The following is a 16,177-nucleotide window of genomic DNA, read 5'->3' as shown; positions in this document are numbered from 1 at the left end:
ATGAAACGCGCGCTTTTATCCCCGGCCCTGCTCTTGACCCTGGCGCTGGGCGCCTGCGGCAATCCGCCCTCTGGCGATACGCCGTCCGATGCGTCCTACCCGACCCATCCCGTCACCATCGTCGTGACGTTTCCGCCGGGCGGCGGCACCGATCTGCTGGCGCGCCGCCTGGGCGCCAGCCTGCAAGAGCAGTTCGGCCAGCCCGTGGTGGTGGAAAACCGCCCCGGCGCCAGCGGCAATATCGGCGCGCGCATCGTGGCCGAATCGCCGCCCGACGGCTACACCTTGCTGATGGTCAACAGTTCCTTTGCCATCAATCCCGGGGTCTACCGCAACCTGGGTTTCGCACCCAAGCGCGATTTCGCGGCGGTGATCAACGTGGCCTTTGTGCCGTCCGTCTTCGTGGTGCCGGCGGCATCGGCCTTGCGCAACCTGGACGACGCGCTCACTGCCGCACGGCCGGACAGGCCCCTGCCGTTCGCCTCCTGCGGCAACGGCACGCCCCAGCACCTGGCGGGTGAGATGCTGGCGCGCGCCACCGGCGCGTCGTTGCAGCATGTGCCTTACAAGGGTTGCGGTCCGGCGCTGACCGATGTGATGGCAGGCCAGGTGGGGGTGGGTATCGTCACGGCCTCGAGCGCCGCGCCGTTGATCGCGGCGGGTAAGCTGCGGGCGCTGGCGGTCACCTCGCCGCAACGCTCGCCGCTACTGCCCGAGGTGCCGACGGTGGCCGAGCAGGGTGTGCCGGATTACGCGCTGGATCAATGGCATGGCCTGCTGGCGCCGGCCGCCACGCCGCCTGCGGTGGTTGCGAAGCTGAACGCGGCGGTCGCCCGGATCGTGCAGCGGCCGGATGTGCAGGCGTCGTTGCGCGAGCAGGGCTTCACGCCGACCATCAGCTCGCCACGCGCGTTCCAGGACATGATCAATGCGGACATCGACCGCTACACGGCGCTGACCGAGGCGATCGGGCTGCGCGCGGACTGAGGCGGGGATCGACGCCTGGGCCGCAGACCCCGGGCGTCGATGCCACGGCCCTCAACCTGGCCTCAGGCCACCGCCGCGCGGGCGTGCTGTTCCAGCTGTTCCTTCAAGCCGGGCTGCAACTGCAGGCGGCGCGCCAGCTCGTCCAGATAGGCGCGTTCCATGTAGCTTTCCTCGTCCACCACCAGCAGGCTGGCCAGATACATCTCGGCCGCCATTTCAGGGGTCTTGGCCGACTGCGCGATCGCGGCCGGGTCCAGCGGACGGGCCAGCTCGGCCTCCAGCCAGCGGCGGTCCTGCGCATCGGACGACAGTTTGCCCATCTCGGTTTCCAGCAGGGCGCGTTCCTCGGGGCCGATATGGCCGTCGGCCTTGGCCGCGCCGATCATGGCCGTCAGCACCGCCGTGCTGTGCTGCTCGGCTTCGGGCGGGGGCAGGCGGTCCAGCGTCTGCGGCGGCCCGGACGGCGCGCCGGCCTGGTTGCGTTGCCAGTCGCCATAGGCGCGATAGGCCAGGGCGCCCAGCGCCGCCATGCCGCCGTACATGGCGACTTTGCCGCCAATCTTGCGGGCCTTCTTGCTGCCCAGCAGCAGGCCCAGCGCGCCGGCGCCCAACGCGCCGCCGCCCAGCCCGGTCAGGAACGAGCCCTTGCCGCCCGTGGCGCCCTGCACCTTGGTACTGGCGTCGGACAGCAGGCCTTGGCCGGATTGCAGCAATTGATCGAGAAGTTGTCTGGCGCTCATGTGGCCCCCTGGTGAATGCGAATGGTCTTGCGGACAGGAATATCCGACCACGGCCGCGGCAGGAAGTTCAGCTTACAGTCAGAAATGGATGTAGCGCGCCCGGGCGGGCGACCGCGGCGGATGCTACAACCTGGGCAGAGGCGGTGCGCGCGCGCCGCCCGCAACGCAAGGAACCCCGCCCATGACGATCCACGTGCGCCAGAACGCGCCCAACACCCTGCAATTCACCGCCACGGCCGAAGGCCACGACCTGCCGCTGGACATGCCGCAGCCGCAGGGCGCCGGCCCGGACCCGCACGACTATTTCGATACCGCATTGGGCGGCTGCAAGGCCATGACGCTGATGGTCTATGCGCAGCGCAAGGGCCTGCCGCTGGAATCGGTGGGGGTGGACGTGGTGCGCGATGCCGGCGAAGAGCGCAAGGGCATTTACCGCCTGACGGCCAAGCTGACGCTGCACGGCGACCTGACCGACGCGCAGATCGATGAATTGCTGGCCGTGGCCGAAAAGTGCCCGATCCACAAGCTGATGACGGCGGTGGACGTCCAGGTGTCCACGCTGATCGTGCGGCCGGCCTGAACCAAAAAAAAACGGACCCGCAGGTCCGTTTTTTTGTTCTGCCCGAGGCAGGCTGGGCCGACCCAGGCCGGGTCAGGCCCCGTCCGGTATCAGTCTTCCATGCCCGGGACGACGGTCGAGAAGCCCGCGTCCACGTGGGTGATCTCGCCGGTGACGCCAGCGGCCAGGTCCGACAGCATGAAGGCGGCCACGTTGCCGACGTCGTCGATGGTGACGTTGCGGCGCAGCGGCGCCTGGGCCTCGACGAACTTCAGGATCGCCGAGAAGTCCTTGATGCCGCTGGCGGCCAGGGTCTTGATCGGGCCGGCCGAAATGCCGTTGGCGCGGATGCCGCGCGGGCCCAGCGCCGTGGCCAGGTAGCGCACGCTGGCTTCCAGCGAGGCCTTGGCCAGGCCCATGGTGTTGTAGTTGGGCACCACGCGCTCGGCGCCCAGGTAGGTCAGCGTCAGCACCGAACCGTTGCGGCCTTCCATCAGCGGCAGGGCGGCCTTGGCCATGGCGGCGAAGCTGTAGGCGGAAATGTCGTGGGCGATGCGGAAACCTTCGCGCGACAGGCCGTCCAGGAAGTTGCCGGCAATGGCTTCGCGCGGCGCGAAGCCGATGGAGTGCACCAGGCCGTCCAGGCCGTCCCAGCGCTTGGCCAGGTCGGTGAAGGTGGCTTCGATCTGGCTGTCTTCGGCCACGTCGCACGGCAGCACGATGTCGCTGCCGAACTCGGCGGCAAATTCGCTCACGCGGTCTTTGAAGCGGTCGCCCACGTAGGTGAACGCCAGTTCGGCGCCTTGCTGGTGACAGGCGCGCGCGATGCCGTAGGCGATGGAGCGGTTCGAAAGCACCCCGGTGACCAGGATGCGTTTGCCGGCGAGAAAGCCCATGTGTGGTTCCTTTGAATTTTTTCCTTCTGGAGACCGCCTATTTTAAGGAGTTTGGCGGCTCCGCGGACAAAACGGCGCGGCGCCCTGGTGGGCGCCGCGAGATATGACGGGGGGCCGGGTCTCGGCCCCGGACTTCAACCGCGGGCGTTGGTGCCCGGCACGCGCAGCTGGGCGCCGATCTTGAGCGCATTGCCCTTCAGGTTGTTCAGGGCGCGCAGCGCATCCACCGAGGTGCCGTACTGCTTGGCCAGCGAGAACAGCGTGTCGCCCTGGCGGACCTTGTGGGTGCGCACATTGGGACGGGCCGACGCGCCGCGGGCGGCGGGGGCCGCGGCCTTGCCGCGCGGGGCCGGCGTCTTGGTGCTGGCCGGGGCCGAATCCAGCGCGCCCACGGGGGCGGCCAGCGAGGCCAGCTGCACGCCGCCCGTGCCGGGATCACCCGGCACCAGCAGCGACTGGCCCGACGCGACCTTCTGGCGCGAGCCGATGTCGTTGGTTTCGCGCAGCTTGGCTTCGGTGACGCCGAAACGCTTGGCGATCGAGGCGTACGATTCGCCGCGGCGCGAGTGGTAGACCTTCCAGGCGCTCAGGTCGCCTTTGTAGTTGGTCAGGTTGGCGTTGAAGATTTCGACGCGGTCGGCCGGCAGCAGCAGGGTGGGGCCGTGGTCGCCGCGGATGACGGGGCGGTTGAACGACGGGTTCAGGGCCTTGAATTCGTCCAGCGGCATTTCGGCCAGCTTGGCGGCGATTTCCAGGTCGATGTCGCTGTTCTTCTGCACCGTCACGAAGTAGGGCGTGTTGCCTACCGGGGGCAGCGCCACCGCGTAGCGCTGCGGGTCGGCGATGATGTTCTTGATGGCCTGCAGCTTGGGGACGTAGTTGCGGGTCTCGTCCGGCATGTTCAGCGACAGGTAGTCGGTGGGTTGGCCGGCGGCTTCGTTCTTGGCCATGGCGCGCTGCACCGAGCCTTCGCCCCAGTTGTACGAGGCCAGGGCCAGGTACCAGTCGCCCTGCATTTCAAACAGCTTTTCCAGGTAGTCCAGCGCCGCGTTGGTCGAGGCGATGGGGTCGCGGCGCTCGTCGCGCCACCAGTCCTGCTTCAGGTTGAAGTGCTGCCCGGTGGCCGGCACGAACTGCCACAGGCCGGAGGCCTGGGCGCGCGACAGGGCGGTCGGGTTGTAGGCGCTTTCGACGAAGGGCAACAGGGCCAGCTCGGTCGGCAGGCCGCGGCGGTTGATTTCGTCGACGATGAAATACAGGTATTTGCCGGCGCGCTCGGCCATGCGCTGCACCGCCTCGGGGTGGGACGCGTAATAGTCGGTCCACTGTTGCGAGAGGTCGGTGTTCAGGTTGGGGATGGCGAAGCCGCGGCGGATGCGGTCCCAGGCGTCGGCCGGCGGGTTGGTCAGGTCAACCGTGCGGGACGTGTCGCGGGCGATGTAGCGCCCTTGGGAGTTGGTGGTGAGGTTCTTGCTGTCGGGGGATTTGGTTCCTGCGCAACCGGCGAGGACTGCCATCAGAAGTGGCAGAAGGAGTCGGGATAGCTTCATCGGGCGGTCACTTGAATTCGTTCTTCCATTCACGAAGGGAGGCAAAAACCTCTACCGGCGTAGTTTGGTCGCGGCCGGCCCAGTCAATTGCGGCGCGGACGACGTCAGCTTGCTGCGTACGCAAAAACGGGTTGGTCGCGCGTTCCTGACCGATGGTCGAGGGAAGCGTGGGAAGACCTTCTGCGCGTAATTGCTGGGCCCGCTGATACCACTGTTGCAGGGTGCGGTTGGCGGGTTCGACTGCCATGGCCCAGCGCAAGTTCGCTAGAGTGTACTCGTGTGCGCAAAAAACCTGTGTATCTGGCGGTAAAACAGAAAATTTTTCCAAGGAATCATGCATTTGCGCGGGAGTGCCCTCGAAAAGCCGGCCGCACCCCCCCGCAAACAATGTGTCCCCACAGAACAGCACAGGCTGTTTTCCCGCCGCCCGGCCGACGTAGGCGATGTGTCCGGCGGTGTGGCCGGGCACGTCCAGCACGGTCAGGTCCAGGTCCAGTTCGGGGATTTCCACCCGATCGCCCTCGACCAGCGGCACGTCGCAGCGCGGCAGCGTCTCGCGGGCGGGCCCATATACCGTGATGCCGCCAATGCGGGACAATTCCAGGACGCCTCCCACATGGTCGCCGTGGTGGTGCGTGAGTAGAATGGCGCGCAGCTTCAGGCCTTCGCGGGCCAGCCATTGCAGCACGGGGCCAGCTTCGCCGGGGTCGACCACGGCGGCTTGTCCGTCGCGGACGATGGCCCAGATATAGTTGTCGGTGAAGGCGGGCAAAGGCAAGACCGCGGCAGTGCTTTCGCGGCCGCCTGCGGGGGCGGTCAAGGCTTGCATGAGATTCGAAGGAATAAGACGTGGCAGAAGAGACTGCGCCGATTGTAGAACTGGCTGAATGGTTCCAGACGCCGCCCGGGCAGTATGCCCTGGCCTGGGAACGCGCGCAGTTCGACGCGGCCGTGGCGGACGTGTTTGGATATTACGCCTGGCAGGTCGGGCTGGCCGACATGAACCTGCTGCGCGCCAACCGCATGCCCTTCAAGGGCTATGTCGGCACCGAAACGCCCACCCCCGAGAGCATCGCCGGCTGGCAGTCGCGGGTGGTGCTGGCCCAGCCCGAGGCCCTGCCGTTCGAATCCCAGAGCGTTGATCTGCTGATCCTGCCGCACGCGTTCGAATGCGCGGCCGAACCGCACAACGTGCTGCGCGAGGTCGAGCGCGTGCTGGTGCCCGAAGGGCGGGTGGTGATTTCCGGCTTCAACCCCTGGAGCATGTGGGGCGCGCGCACCCGCATGCCCGGCATGGAACCCTGGTTGCCGCAGCCACCGTCGTCGCAAGTCTCGCTGCCGCGCCTGAAAGACTGGTTCAAGCTGCTGTCGCTGGAAGTCGAGCAAAGCCATTTCGGCTGCTACGCGCCGGCCTGCCGCAGCGAAAAATGGCTGCAGCGCTGGGGCTTCCTGGAATCGGCGGGGGCGCGCTGGTGGAGCCTGGGCGGCGCCGTCTATCTGGTGTCGGCCGTCAAGCGGGTGGCCGGCATGCGTATCATTGGGCCCGCCTGGAAGACCAAGCCCAAGCGCGCCCGCGCGGCGTCGGTGGTGGTCAATCGCCAGGCGGACGACGGTTTCGACCGCTCCTGAAGCGGCCCCGCCGGTTTCACTGTGACAGTACAAGGACATACCAGCAGCACCATGCAGGACAACAACGCGAACGACCAGAAAGTGGAAATGTGGACCGACGGCGCCTGCAAGGGCAACCCGGGTCCGGGCGGTTGGGGGGTGCTGATGCGCGCCGGCGCGCACGAAAAGACGCTGCACGGCGGCGAGGCCCAGACCACCAACAACCGCATGGAACTGCTGGCCGTCATCGAGGGCCTGCGGGCGCTCAAGCGCCCGTGCATCGTCACCATCCACACCGACTCCCAGTACGTCATGAAGGGCATGACCGAATGGCTGGCCAACTGGAAGCGCCGCGGCTGGATGACGGCCGATAAGAAACCGGTCAAGAACGCCGAACTGTGGCAGGCCCTTGACGACCAGGTGCGCCGCCACACCGTGTCCTGGCGCTGGGTGCGCGGCCACACGGGCGACCCCGGCAACGAGCGCGCCGACCAGCTCGCCAACCAGGGCGTGGAATCCATCAAACGCGGCTGATCGGGCCGCAATTGGGCCGACGGCGCCCATGCCGCATCGGGATATACCCTGGGTCGGGTGGTTTAGTGCTTTCAGCGCGCTACAGGATTGTTCCAGTATGTAAATCCGGGTGCTAAAGTGCCAAGCCTTATTCCAGATCCAGCGGCGCCGCCCCTGCGGGGCATGCGTGGCGCGCGCCGCGATACCGCCACATTCGCGCATGAAAAAAGCTGTACTGTTGGCCGCCGTCGCGGCCGGGTTGGCCGCGGGGGCCGCGCTTGGCGTATTCGTGCCGCGCTGGCTTGCGCCGGGCGCCGTCGAATCCAAGGCGGCCGCCAAACCGGTGCCCAAGGCCGCCGCCGCGCGGGTCGAGGTCGCCGTCGTCACTGAAATTCCGTTCGCCCGTGGCCTGTCGGCCGTGGGCAGCCTGCGTTCGGACGAGGCCGTCGTGCTGCGGCCCGAAGTGGCCGGGCGCATCCAGTCCATCGAATTCAAGGAAGGCCAGCCCGTCAAGCGCGGCCAGCCACTGATCCGGCTGGATGACTCGGTGCCGCGCGCCGAGCTGGCCCAGGCCCGCGCCAACCTGACGCTGGCGCAGAGCCACTACCGCCGCGCCGTGGCGCTGCAGGGCAAGGGCTTCGTCAGCCAGCAGGCGCGCGACGAATCGGCCAGCACGCTCAAGGTACAGGAAGCCGCCGTGGCGCTGGCGCAGGCGCGCCTGGACAAGATGACCATCACCGCGCCCTTCGCCGGCTTTGCCGGCCTGCGCAGCGTGTCGGTGGGCGACTACGTCAACCAGGGCCAGGACCTGGCCCCGCTCGAAGCCATCGACCCGCTCAAGGTGGATTTCCGGGTGCCGGAAATGTATCTGAGCAAGGTCGGCGTGGGCCAGCAGCTGACGCTGCGCCTGGATGCGCTGCCCGGCCAGGAACGCCAGGGCCTGGTGTACGCCGTCAGCCCGCTGATCGACGCGGGCGGGCGCTCCATCCTGCTGCGGGCCACGGTGGCCAACCAGGATTCGGTGCTGCGCCCGGGCATGTTTGCCCGCGTGCAACTGATGTTCAACCAGGACAAGGCGCTGGTCGCGCCCGAAGCCGCGCTGTCGCCGTCCGGCGAAACGCAGTACGTCTACCGGGTCAAGGACGGCGTGGCCGAGCGCCGCGAAGTCACCATCGGCGAACGCCGCGAAGGCCGCGTCGAGATCCTGACGGGCGTGGCCCTGGGCGACCAGCTGGTGGTGTCCGGCCTGCAGCGCGTGACCGACGGCGGCGCCGTGCAGGTCGTGAACAACGGCGCCTGACGCCACATCCGCGAGCGGCTGCCCCATGCGTATCTCCGAAACCTGTATCAATCGGCCGGTGTTCGCGTCGGTGCTGTCGCTGATCATCATCCTGATCGGCCTGATCTCGTATTCCCGCCTGTCGGTGCGCGAATACCCCAAGATCGACGAACCCATCGTGTCGGTGGACACCACCTACAAGGGCGCCTCGCCCGAGGTGATCGAATCGCAGGTGACCAAGCCGCTGGAAGACCAGCTGGCCGGCATCGAAGGCGTGGACGTGATGACGTCCCGCAGCCGTTCAGAGCGCAGCCTCATCAACATCAAGTTCAACCTGTCGCGCAACCCGGACGCCGCCGCGGCCGAAGTGCGCGACAAGGTCTCGCGCGCGCGGCGCTTCCTGCCCGACGAGATCGACGAGCCCATCATCGGCAAGGTCGAGGCCGATTCCCAGCCCATCATCTACATCGCGGTGGAATCCGGTTCGTACTCGGCGATCCAGACGTCCGACTACATCAACCGCTACATCAAGACGCGGCTGTCGGTGCTGCCGGGGGCGGCCGAAGTGCGGGTGTTCGGCGAGCGCTTGCCGTCCATGCGCATCTACGTGGACCGCGACAAGCTCGCCGCCTACGGCCTGACCGTGCAGGACGTCGAGACCGCGCTGCGCAGCCAGAACGTCGAAATTCCCGCCGGGCGCATCGAATCGCGGGCGCGGGAATTCTCGGTGGTGTCGTCCACCGACCTGCAGACCCCGACGCAGTTCGAGAACGTCATCGTCGCCAACGTGAAGGGCTACCCGGTGCGGCTGCGCGACGTCTCCAAGGTCGAGATCGGCGCCGCCAACGACCGCGTGCTGTCGCGTTTCAACGGCAAGCCGGCCATCAACATCGGCGTCACGCGCCAGTCCACCGCCAACCCGCTGGAACTTTCCAAGGCGGCGCGCGAGGAAATCGTGCGCCTGAACGAGAATCTGCCGGCCGGCATGAAGCTCACCATCGCGTATGACTCGTCGGTGTTCATCGAGCGGTCCATCGATTCGGTGTTCCACACCATCGGCGAAGCCATCATCCTGGTGGTGCTGGTGATCTTCTTCTTCCTGCGCAACCTGCGGGCCAGCATCATCCCCATCGTCACCATTCCGGTGTCGCTGGTGGGCGCCTGCGCGCTGATGTACCTGTTCGGCTTTTCCATCAACACGCTGACGCTGCTGGCCATGGTGCTGGCCATCGGCCTGGTGGTGGACGACGCCATCGTGGTGCTGGAAAACATCTTCCGCCACATCGAAGACGGCATGCCGCGCAAGGAAGCCGCGCTGCGCGGCTCGCGCGAGATCGGTTTCGCGGTGGTGGCCATGACCATGACCCTGGTCACCGTGTACGCGCCGCTGGCGTTTGCCACCGGCCGCACCGGACGCCTGTTCATCGAATTCGCGCTGGCGCTGGCCGGCGCCGTGCTGGTGTCCGGCTTCGTGGCCCTGACGCTCACGCCCATGATGTGCTCGGTGCTGCTGCGCCACCAGAGCAGCCACAGCCGCTGGTACAACCTGATCGAAGGCTGGCTGAACGGCATGAGCAACGGCTACCGCCGCCTGTTGGGCGCATCGCTGCGGCATCGCTGGCTGGTGGTGGTCATCGGCGTGGCCGTGGCCGCCGGCAGCGGCGTGCTGTTCAAGGTGGTCAAGAGCGAACTGGCGCCCATCGAAGACCGCGGCGTGGTGTTCGGCATCGTCAGCGCGCCCGAGGGCGCCACGCTGAACTACACGCTGGACAGCATGCAGGGCATCGAGGGGTTCTACGCGGCCATTCCCGAAGCCAGCGGCAGCCAGGTCACGGTGGGCTTTCCCACCGTCACCGACGGCACCGCCATCCTGCGCCTGAAACCCTGGGAAGAGCGCGGCCGCAAGCAGCAGGCCATCACGCAGGAATTGCAGCCGCTGTTCTCGTCGCTGCCCGGGGTGCGCGCGTTCCCCACCAATCCGCCGTCGCTGGGCCAGTCCGCCCGGTCCAAGCCGGTGGAATTCATCATCATGAGCCAGGCGTCCTATGAAGAGCTGGCGCGCCTGACCGACGTGTTCCTGACCGAACTGCGCAAGTATCCCGGCCTGATGAACCTGGACACGGACCTGCGCCTGAATACCCCCGAACTGCGGGTGCGGGTGGATCGCGACAAGATGGCGGACGTGGGCGCCAATGTCGACACCGTGGGCCGCACGCTGGAATCGATGCTGGGCGGCCGCCAGGTCACCCGCTACAAAGACCAGGGCGAGCAGTACGACGTGATCGTGCAGGTGACCCCGCGCGACCGCGCCAACCCCACCGACATTTCCGGCATCCACATCCGGGCGCGCGACGGCAGCATGGTGCAGCTGGACAACCTGCTTGGCGTGCACGAAGGCGTGTCGCCGCAGTCGCTGAACCACTTCAACCGCCTGCGCGCGGTCAAGATCGACGCCGCCGTGGCGCCTGGCTACGCGCTGGGCGAAGTGCTGACCCACATGCACCAGGTGGCCCGCGAAGTGCTGCCCAACACGGTCGTGACCGACCTGGACGGCCAGTCGCGCGAATTCCGCGATTCGTCCGGCAGCATCTACCTGGTCTTCGCCATGGCGCTGGCCTTCATCTACCTGGTGCTGGCCGCGCAGTTCGAAAGCTGGCGCAACCCTTTCATCATCATGCTGTCGGTGCCGCTGTCCATGACCGGCGCGCTGCTGGCGCTGTATCTCACCGGCGGCACGCTGTCGATCTACAGCCAGATCGGGCTGATCACCCTGGTGGGGCTGATCACCAAGCACGGCATCCTGATCGTGGAATTCACCAACCAGCTGCGCGACGAGGGCAGGGAACTGTTCGAGGCCGTCACCGAGGCCAGCGTGCTGCGCCTGCGCCCGATCCTGATGACCACGGGCGCGATGGTGCTGGGCACGGTGCCGCTGGCGCTGTCGACCGGCGCGGGCGCCGAATCGCGCCAGCAGATCGGCTGGGTTCTGGTGGGCGGGCTGATGCTGGGTACACTACTGACCTTGTTCGTCGTGCCGGTGGCCTACACCCTGATCGCCACCGCACGCAAGAAACCCGGCCCCGCCGGCAGCGCAGCGCATCCCCCGGCCGAGCCGGGCGCCCCGGATGCCCACACGCGGCCGACGTCTGCGGCCCAAGCGTCGGAATAGCTTTATGCGCCAGATCATCTTTGACACTGAAACCACCGGGCTGGACCCGGCCCAGGGACACCGCATCGTCGAAATCGGTTGCGTCGAACTGGTCAACCGGATGGCCACCGGCAACAACCTGCACATTTACCTGAACCCGGACCGCGACAGCGACCCCGAGGCGCTGGCGGTGCACGGCCTGACCACCGAATTCCTGTCCGACAAGCCGCGTTTCGCGGAAGTGGCCGACGAATTCGTGAAGTTCATCCAGGGCGCCGAGCTGATCGCACACAACGCCGCGTTCGACGTGAAGTTCTTCAACGCCGAACTGGCCAAGACCGGCCGTGGCGTCATCACCGAATACTGCGACACGGTCACCGACTCGCTGCTGCACGCGCGCTCGCTCTTCCCGGGCAAGCGCAACTCGCTGGATGCGCTGTGCGACCGCTTCGGCATTTCCAACGCCCACCGTACGCTGCACGGCGCCTTGCTGGACTCGCAGTTGCTGGCCGAAGTCTGGCTGGCCATGACCCGCGGGCAGGACGCGCTGCTCATCGACGTGGACGACAACGACCAGGGCGCCAACGGCGGCATGGTGCTGGCCCGCTTCGACGCCTCCGGCCTGCCGGTGGTGAAGGCCAGCGAGGCCGAATTGGCCGAGCACGAAACCTACCTGGCAGCGCTGGACAAGTCGGTGGGCGGGGAATGCGTCTGGCGCAAAATGGACGCGCCGGCGGCGGTCAACTGAAGTTTTTCACAGGCGACTTGCACACTTCCAAAAAAGCGTGCTAATATTTCGCCTCTTTCGGGGTGGTTAGCTCAGTGGTAGAGCACTGCCTTCACACGGCAGGGGTCACAAGTTCGAAACTTGTACCACCCACCAAAGACCCTCGAAGAACCTGGCCTGGCTGCAAAGCGGGCAAGCGTGATTCGAGATAGCAGTGCAAAGCAATAGAGCCAAAGCAATGAAGCCAACCCCGCGGTTGGCTTTTTTGTTTTCTGCGCCTGCTTTCTACGTCTTTCTTGACGTGGCGCAAGCCACGCGATGGCGCTTGCGCGCTATCGTCCCCGGGGTTGTCTATGATGGAAGCTGAAGTATCGAAGCCGAGATCGACGCTGACCGATCGAAGCTGAAACCCACGCTTCGGGAGACCCTTATGCACCCCAGCACCAACACCATGTTGATCATCATCGTCACAGGCGTGGCGCTCATGCTGGTCGGGTTCGGACTGCGGGACCGCAATATCGGCATGGGCTTGATGGGCATTGGCCTCATCACGGCCATCGGCACGATCATCTACAAGGCGTACATCACGTTCTATTGAGGATCGCGTAGCCCGCGTCGGCCACGCACCGGCGGGCGGGGGCCTGCCGTGTTCAGCCCTTGGGCGCCGCCTGGCGCGCCACCCGTGCCAGCAAGGTATCGAGCTGGTTGGCGAAGGCCTTGCGATCCGCCTGGCTGAACGAGGGCGGTCCGCCCGTATCCACGCCGCTGGCGCGCAATTCTTCCATCATGTCCCGCACCGCCAGCCGTTCGCGGATGGTTTCCGGCGAATAGCGTTCGCCGCGCGGGTTCAACGCCATCGCCCCTTTTTCCAGTACCTGCGCCGCCAGCGGAATGTCGCCGGTGATGACCAGGTCGCCCGCGGCCGCGCGTTCGACGATATGCGCGTCGGCCACGTCGAAGCCGCGCGGCACCTGCACGGCGCGGATCAGCGGCGACGGCGGGGTGTGCAGCGCCTGGTTGGCCACCAGGGTCAGCGGCACCTGCCAGCGCTGCGCGGCGCGAAACAGGATGTCCTTGATGACCCCGGGGCAGGCGTCGGCATCGACCCAGATATGCATCAGCCCAGGGCCTTCTGCAGGGCTTCGGCGACGAGGTCGTTGGTGGTGATGCCGCGTTCGGCGGCCGCCGCGCGCAGCGCGTCGGCTTGCGCCTGCGACAGCTTCAGCGGAAACGGCACCAGGCCGGCGGCCTGGTCCAGCTTGCGCTGCTCGCGGCGGTCGGGCGCCTGCGACGCCGTGCCGAAGCGGTCGGGCGTGGCGGCTTGCTTGAGTTGGCCGGCCAGTTTCAGCGCCTGGTTCTTTTGCAGATCGAATTTATTCATGAAGATTCCTGATTGGGATCGCAATCATAAGCGCAAGCGCGCTCAAGGCTTGCCGGGTTCGGTGGGTCCCGGACGGGGTTTGGGGTGTTCCAGCGCCGCCAGCCCTTCCTCGGCGCCATCGTGCAGCGGCACCGTCAGGCCGCGCCGGGCGGTCGCGACGCTGACCTGCGCGCCCTGGGCCGAGCCGGCCGCCAGCAGGTCCTGGCCGGTCTGGTAGACCGCGCGTACCACTTGCAGGGCCTCGTCGCGGGTCAGGTCGGCCGTGGTCAGCAGCAGCGCGGCCATGCCGACGGTGGCGACCGGCTCGGGCTGGTTGGGGTAGGTGCCGGCCACGATGTCCATCGGCATCAGCGCGCTGTCCTGGGCCGCCAGCGCCTTGACCGCGGCGGGGTCCAGCGGCAGCAGCATCAGGTGCGCCTGGGTCAGCGCGTCGCGCAGCGGCGTCGCGGGCACGCCGATCACCTGCGCGGCCGCGTCGATCGCGCCGGAATTCAGCGCCGATAGCGAACCGGTGAACGTGGCGGGCACGGCTTCGTAGTCGCGGCCGGCCTGCAGGCCATGCGCGGCCAGCACGGTTTCCAGCGTGGCGCGCACCGCCGAGCCTTCGGCGCCCATGGCGATCTTCTTGCCCTTCAGGTCGCGCACATTGCGCAGCCCCGCGTCATCGCGCACGACGATGTGCACCATTTCAGGGTACAGGCTGCCCAGCGCCCGCAGCCCCGTGAAGGGGCCTTGCGCCGCGAACGGGCCGCGGCCCTCGTAAGCCAGCTTGGCCGTATCGGCCTGGGCCAGCCCGACCACCGCATCGCCGCTGCGCAGCAGGGCGATGTTTTCGGCGCCGCCGCCGGTAATGAGCGGCGTGACGCGGATCTGGCGGGCCTGGCCCACGTTGCCCAGCGCCCGCGCGAAGGTGACGTATTCGCCGCGGTCCGGGCCGCCCGCCAGCGGATAACCCTGCTGCATGCGTGCCAGCCTGCCGTTGATGCGGGCGACCGAGCGTTCCAGCTCTTGCTGCACGACATGCTGCGCGGTGCTGGATGCGCTGTAGGCGACCGAATGCGTGATCTGGTCCAGCGTGTCCAGCAGCCGCTGCGTCACGGGCGGCGGCGCGCCGGTGTCCAGCGCCGGGGCTTCGGCGGCCTTGAACCCGGCCGGCGTCACCAAGGTCCAGGCATCGCCGTCCTTGCGGTAAATGGCGCTGGCGTGCGCCACGATGCGGTCGCCCGCCTGGTTGCCGCTGGATTTGACGCCGCTGATGCTGCGCGGGCCGGCGCCCAGCAGGGTCACCAGGGCGGCCGCGCCGGGCTGGTCCCAGGCGCCCAGTGAAATGTCGCGCACCACTTCCAGGCGCAGGTCGTAATAGACCACGCGGCGGGTCTCGCCGGCCGGCGCATTGCTGTCGGCGGCCGAACCCATGCGCTTGATGTCATCGACGCGGAACAGGCCCGCGCCATAGGTGGCGGCCAGGCCGCGTTCGACGTCCGCGCGCAGCGCATCGGTGTCGGGCGCGCGGCCGCAGGCGGCCAGCAGCAGGCACAGGGCCATCAGCAGAATGCGTTTCAGCATGCTCACATCCCCCCCACGAACGGCAAGGAGATCAGGGACGTCAGCACGATCACGTTCAGGATGTCCACCAGGAAGGCGCCGGTCACAGGCACCACGATGAAGGCCTGCGGCGCCGGGCCATGGCGGCGGGTCAGCGCCTGCATGTTGGCGATGGCCGTAGCGGTGGCGCCCAGCGCAAAGCCGCAGAAGGCCGCCGACATGATGGCGGCCTCGTAGTCGCGCTTGAGCAGCCGGAATACCACCCAGGCCGCATACAGCGCGCAGAACAGCGTCTGCACCGCCAGGATCAGCGCCAGCGGTCCGGCCAGCCGTGCCACGCTGGACAGGTCCAGCGTCATCATCGTCATGGCCAGGAACAGCGACAGCGTGATGGTGCCGATGATTTCGGTGGCGCGGTCGTCCAGCTTCAGGCCCAGGCGTTCGCCGCCGTTGCGGATCAGCACGCCGGTCGCCAGGCACCACAGGAAGTTGGGCAGGCTGACGGGCGCGCCTTCCACCAGCGTCGCCAGGAAACCGCCCGCCACCAGGCAGACGAAGGCGGCGGTCATGGACGTGATGAACGAGGCCGCGGTCGACGGCGCCTGTGCGCCGGCCAGGTCGGGTACGTCGTGGCTGCCGTCGGCCTGCGGGTCCAGGCTGCCGCGCAGCTTGTGGCGCCGCATGATCCATTCGGCCACCGGGCCGCCCACCACGCCGCCCAGCACCAGGCCCATGGTGGCCGCGGTCATGGCCAGCGCCATCACGTCCTGGATGTTGTTGACGTCGGCAAAGCGCGTGGCATAGGCCGCGCCCGTGCCGTGCCCGCCCACCAGCGTGATGGTGCCGCCCAGCAGGCCCATCAGCGGATGCATGTCCAGCAACCAGGCCATGCCCAGCCCCACCGCGTTCTGCAGCACCAGGAAGGGAATCAGCGCCAACAGGAACGCGATCAGGCGCGGGCCGCCCTTGGCCAGCAGCTTCAGGTTCGCGGTCAGGCCGATGCAGCCGAAGAACAGCAGCAACAGCGTCGGCTTGATGCTGGTTTCCAGGGCCACCGACACGCCGCCCCAGGTGGACAGCAAGTAGGCGGCCACGGCGAACAGCAAGCCGCCGACGATCGGGTCGGGGATGCTGTAGCGCGCCAGTACGCCGATCCGGGAGGTCAGTACGCGGCCGATGGCAAGCACCAGGCAGCAGGCCAGCAGGGATTGGACTGGGGAAAGCGAAATCATGGATACCTTCGC

The 16,177-nt window shown here is 67.5% G+C and carries 16 protein-coding genes and 1 tRNA gene; 9 read left to right on the top strand and 8 right to left on the bottom strand.

All coding sequences use genetic code 11. The features are described from left to right. A complete protein-coding gene (locus HV798_RS10960) occupies positions 1-987 on the top strand; it encodes a tripartite tricarboxylate transporter substrate binding protein (RefSeq protein WP_175195610.1) in 987 nt (328 codons plus the stop codon). 62 nt (positions 988-1,049) lie between these two features. On the opposite strand, the gene HV798_RS10955 is transcribed toward HV798_RS10960, so the two are convergent. Beyond that, on the bottom strand, positions 1,050-1,727 hold the full coding sequence (locus HV798_RS10955) for a tellurite resistance TerB family protein (RefSeq protein ID WP_175195608.1): 678 nt from the start codon (positions 1,725-1,727) through the stop codon (positions 1,050-1,052). Positions 1,728-1,908: 181 nt separating this feature from the next. Here HV798_RS10955 and HV798_RS10950 point away from each other — a divergent pair, with 181 nt between their 5' ends. Then, entirely contained in the window at positions 1,909-2,307 is a 399-nt protein-coding gene (locus tag HV798_RS10950) for an OsmC family protein (RefSeq protein ID WP_175195606.1), read from the top strand. An 89-nt stretch (positions 2,308-2,396) separates the two neighbouring features. Here HV798_RS10950 and fabI read toward each other — a convergent pair whose 3' ends face one another. The 3 genes from fabI to gloB all read right to left on the bottom strand — a co-directional run bounded on the left by fabI (position 2,397) and on the right by gloB (position 5,561). Beyond that, positions 2,397-3,182 (bottom strand): enoyl-ACP reductase FabI, encoded by a 786-nt coding sequence (gene fabI, locus HV798_RS10945; protein WP_029953785.1) that lies wholly within the window; start codon positions 3,180-3,182, stop codon positions 2,397-2,399. A gap of 134 nt (positions 3,183-3,316) precedes the next feature. Beyond that, a complete protein-coding gene (locus tag HV798_RS10940; RefSeq protein WP_025137520.1) occupies positions 3,317-4,732 on the bottom strand; it encodes a transglycosylase SLT domain-containing protein in 1,416 nt (471 codons plus the stop codon). Between the two features lie 7 nt (positions 4,733-4,739). Further along, positions 4,740-5,561: a hydroxyacylglutathione hydrolase gene (gene gloB, locus HV798_RS10935; protein WP_175195604.1), complete on the bottom strand. Its 822-nt coding sequence runs from the start codon at positions 5,559-5,561 to the stop codon at positions 4,740-4,742. A gap of 20 nt (positions 5,562-5,581) precedes the next feature. Between gloB and HV798_RS10930 the strand changes: the two genes are divergently transcribed. The 7 genes from HV798_RS10930 to HV798_RS10900 all read left to right on the top strand — a co-directional run bounded on the left by HV798_RS10930 (position 5,582) and on the right by HV798_RS10900 (position 12,605). Beyond that, complete coding sequence (locus HV798_RS10930; protein WP_175195602.1) at positions 5,582-6,361, top strand: class I SAM-dependent methyltransferase; 780 nt, start codon at positions 5,582-5,584, stop codon at positions 6,359-6,361. A gap of 51 nt (positions 6,362-6,412) precedes the next feature. Then, entirely contained in the window at positions 6,413-6,874 is a 462-nt protein-coding gene (rnhA, locus tag HV798_RS10925; RefSeq protein ID WP_175195600.1) for a ribonuclease HI, read from the top strand. Positions 6,875-7,073: 199 nt separating this feature from the next. Further along, positions 7,074-8,153 carry an efflux RND transporter periplasmic adaptor subunit gene (locus HV798_RS10920; RefSeq protein WP_175195599.1) on the top strand — a complete coding sequence of 360 codons (1,080 nt, stop codon included), beginning with the start codon at positions 7,074-7,076 and terminating at the stop codon, positions 8,151-8,153. A gap of 25 nt (positions 8,154-8,178) precedes the next feature. Beyond that, on the top strand, positions 8,179-11,301 hold the full coding sequence (locus HV798_RS10915) for an efflux RND transporter permease subunit (protein WP_175195597.1): 3,123 nt from the start codon (positions 8,179-8,181) through the stop codon (positions 11,299-11,301). A 4-nt stretch (positions 11,302-11,305) separates the two neighbouring features. Next, the gene (dnaQ, locus tag HV798_RS10910; RefSeq protein ID WP_025137514.1) at positions 11,306-12,028 is read left to right on the top strand and encodes a DNA polymerase III subunit epsilon; all 723 of its coding nucleotides are present in this window, start codon (positions 11,306-11,308) and stop codon (positions 12,026-12,028) included. 60 nt (positions 12,029-12,088) lie between these two features. Then, positions 12,089-12,163: transfer RNA gene (locus tag HV798_RS10905), tRNA-Val, on the top strand. A 274-nt stretch (positions 12,164-12,437) separates the two neighbouring features. Next, positions 12,438-12,605, top strand: coding sequence for a hypothetical protein (locus HV798_RS10900; RefSeq protein WP_025137513.1), 168 nt, complete (start codon positions 12,438-12,440; stop codon positions 12,603-12,605). A 52-nt stretch (positions 12,606-12,657) separates the two neighbouring features. Here the strand turns inward: HV798_RS10900 and HV798_RS10895 are convergent, their stop codons facing one another. From HV798_RS10895 to gltS, 4 genes are read right to left on the bottom strand one after another with little or no spacing between them, the layout of a single operon-like run. Further along, positions 12,658-13,125, bottom strand: a complete 468-nt coding sequence (locus tag HV798_RS10895; RefSeq protein WP_025137512.1) for a YaiI/YqxD family protein — start codon at positions 13,123-13,125, stop codon at positions 12,658-12,660. Further along, positions 13,125-13,388 carry a hypothetical protein gene (locus tag HV798_RS10890; protein ID WP_025137511.1) on the bottom strand — a complete coding sequence of 88 codons (264 nt, stop codon included), beginning with the start codon at positions 13,386-13,388 and terminating at the stop codon, positions 13,125-13,127. The genes HV798_RS10895 and HV798_RS10890 overlap by 1 nt, the downstream gene beginning before the upstream one ends. A 42-nt stretch (positions 13,389-13,430) precedes the next feature. Continuing rightward, a complete protein-coding gene (locus HV798_RS10885; protein ID WP_175195595.1) occupies positions 13,431-14,960 on the bottom strand; it encodes a TAXI family TRAP transporter solute-binding subunit in 1,530 nt (509 codons plus the stop codon). Continuing rightward, positions 14,957-16,165 carry a sodium/glutamate symporter gene (gltS, locus tag HV798_RS10880; protein WP_175195593.1) on the bottom strand — a complete coding sequence of 403 codons (1,209 nt, stop codon included), beginning with the start codon at positions 16,163-16,165 and terminating at the stop codon, positions 14,957-14,959. The genes HV798_RS10885 and gltS overlap by 4 nt, the downstream gene beginning before the upstream one ends. Positions 16,166-16,177: the final 12 nt, after the last annotated feature.

The sequence above is a fragment of the Achromobacter deleyi genome (genome assembly GCF_902859705.1).
GTDB lineage: Bacteria > Pseudomonadota > Gammaproteobacteria > Burkholderiales > Burkholderiaceae_B > Achromobacter > Achromobacter deleyi.
This window is presented reverse-complemented; position numbering and strand designations above follow the sequence as displayed.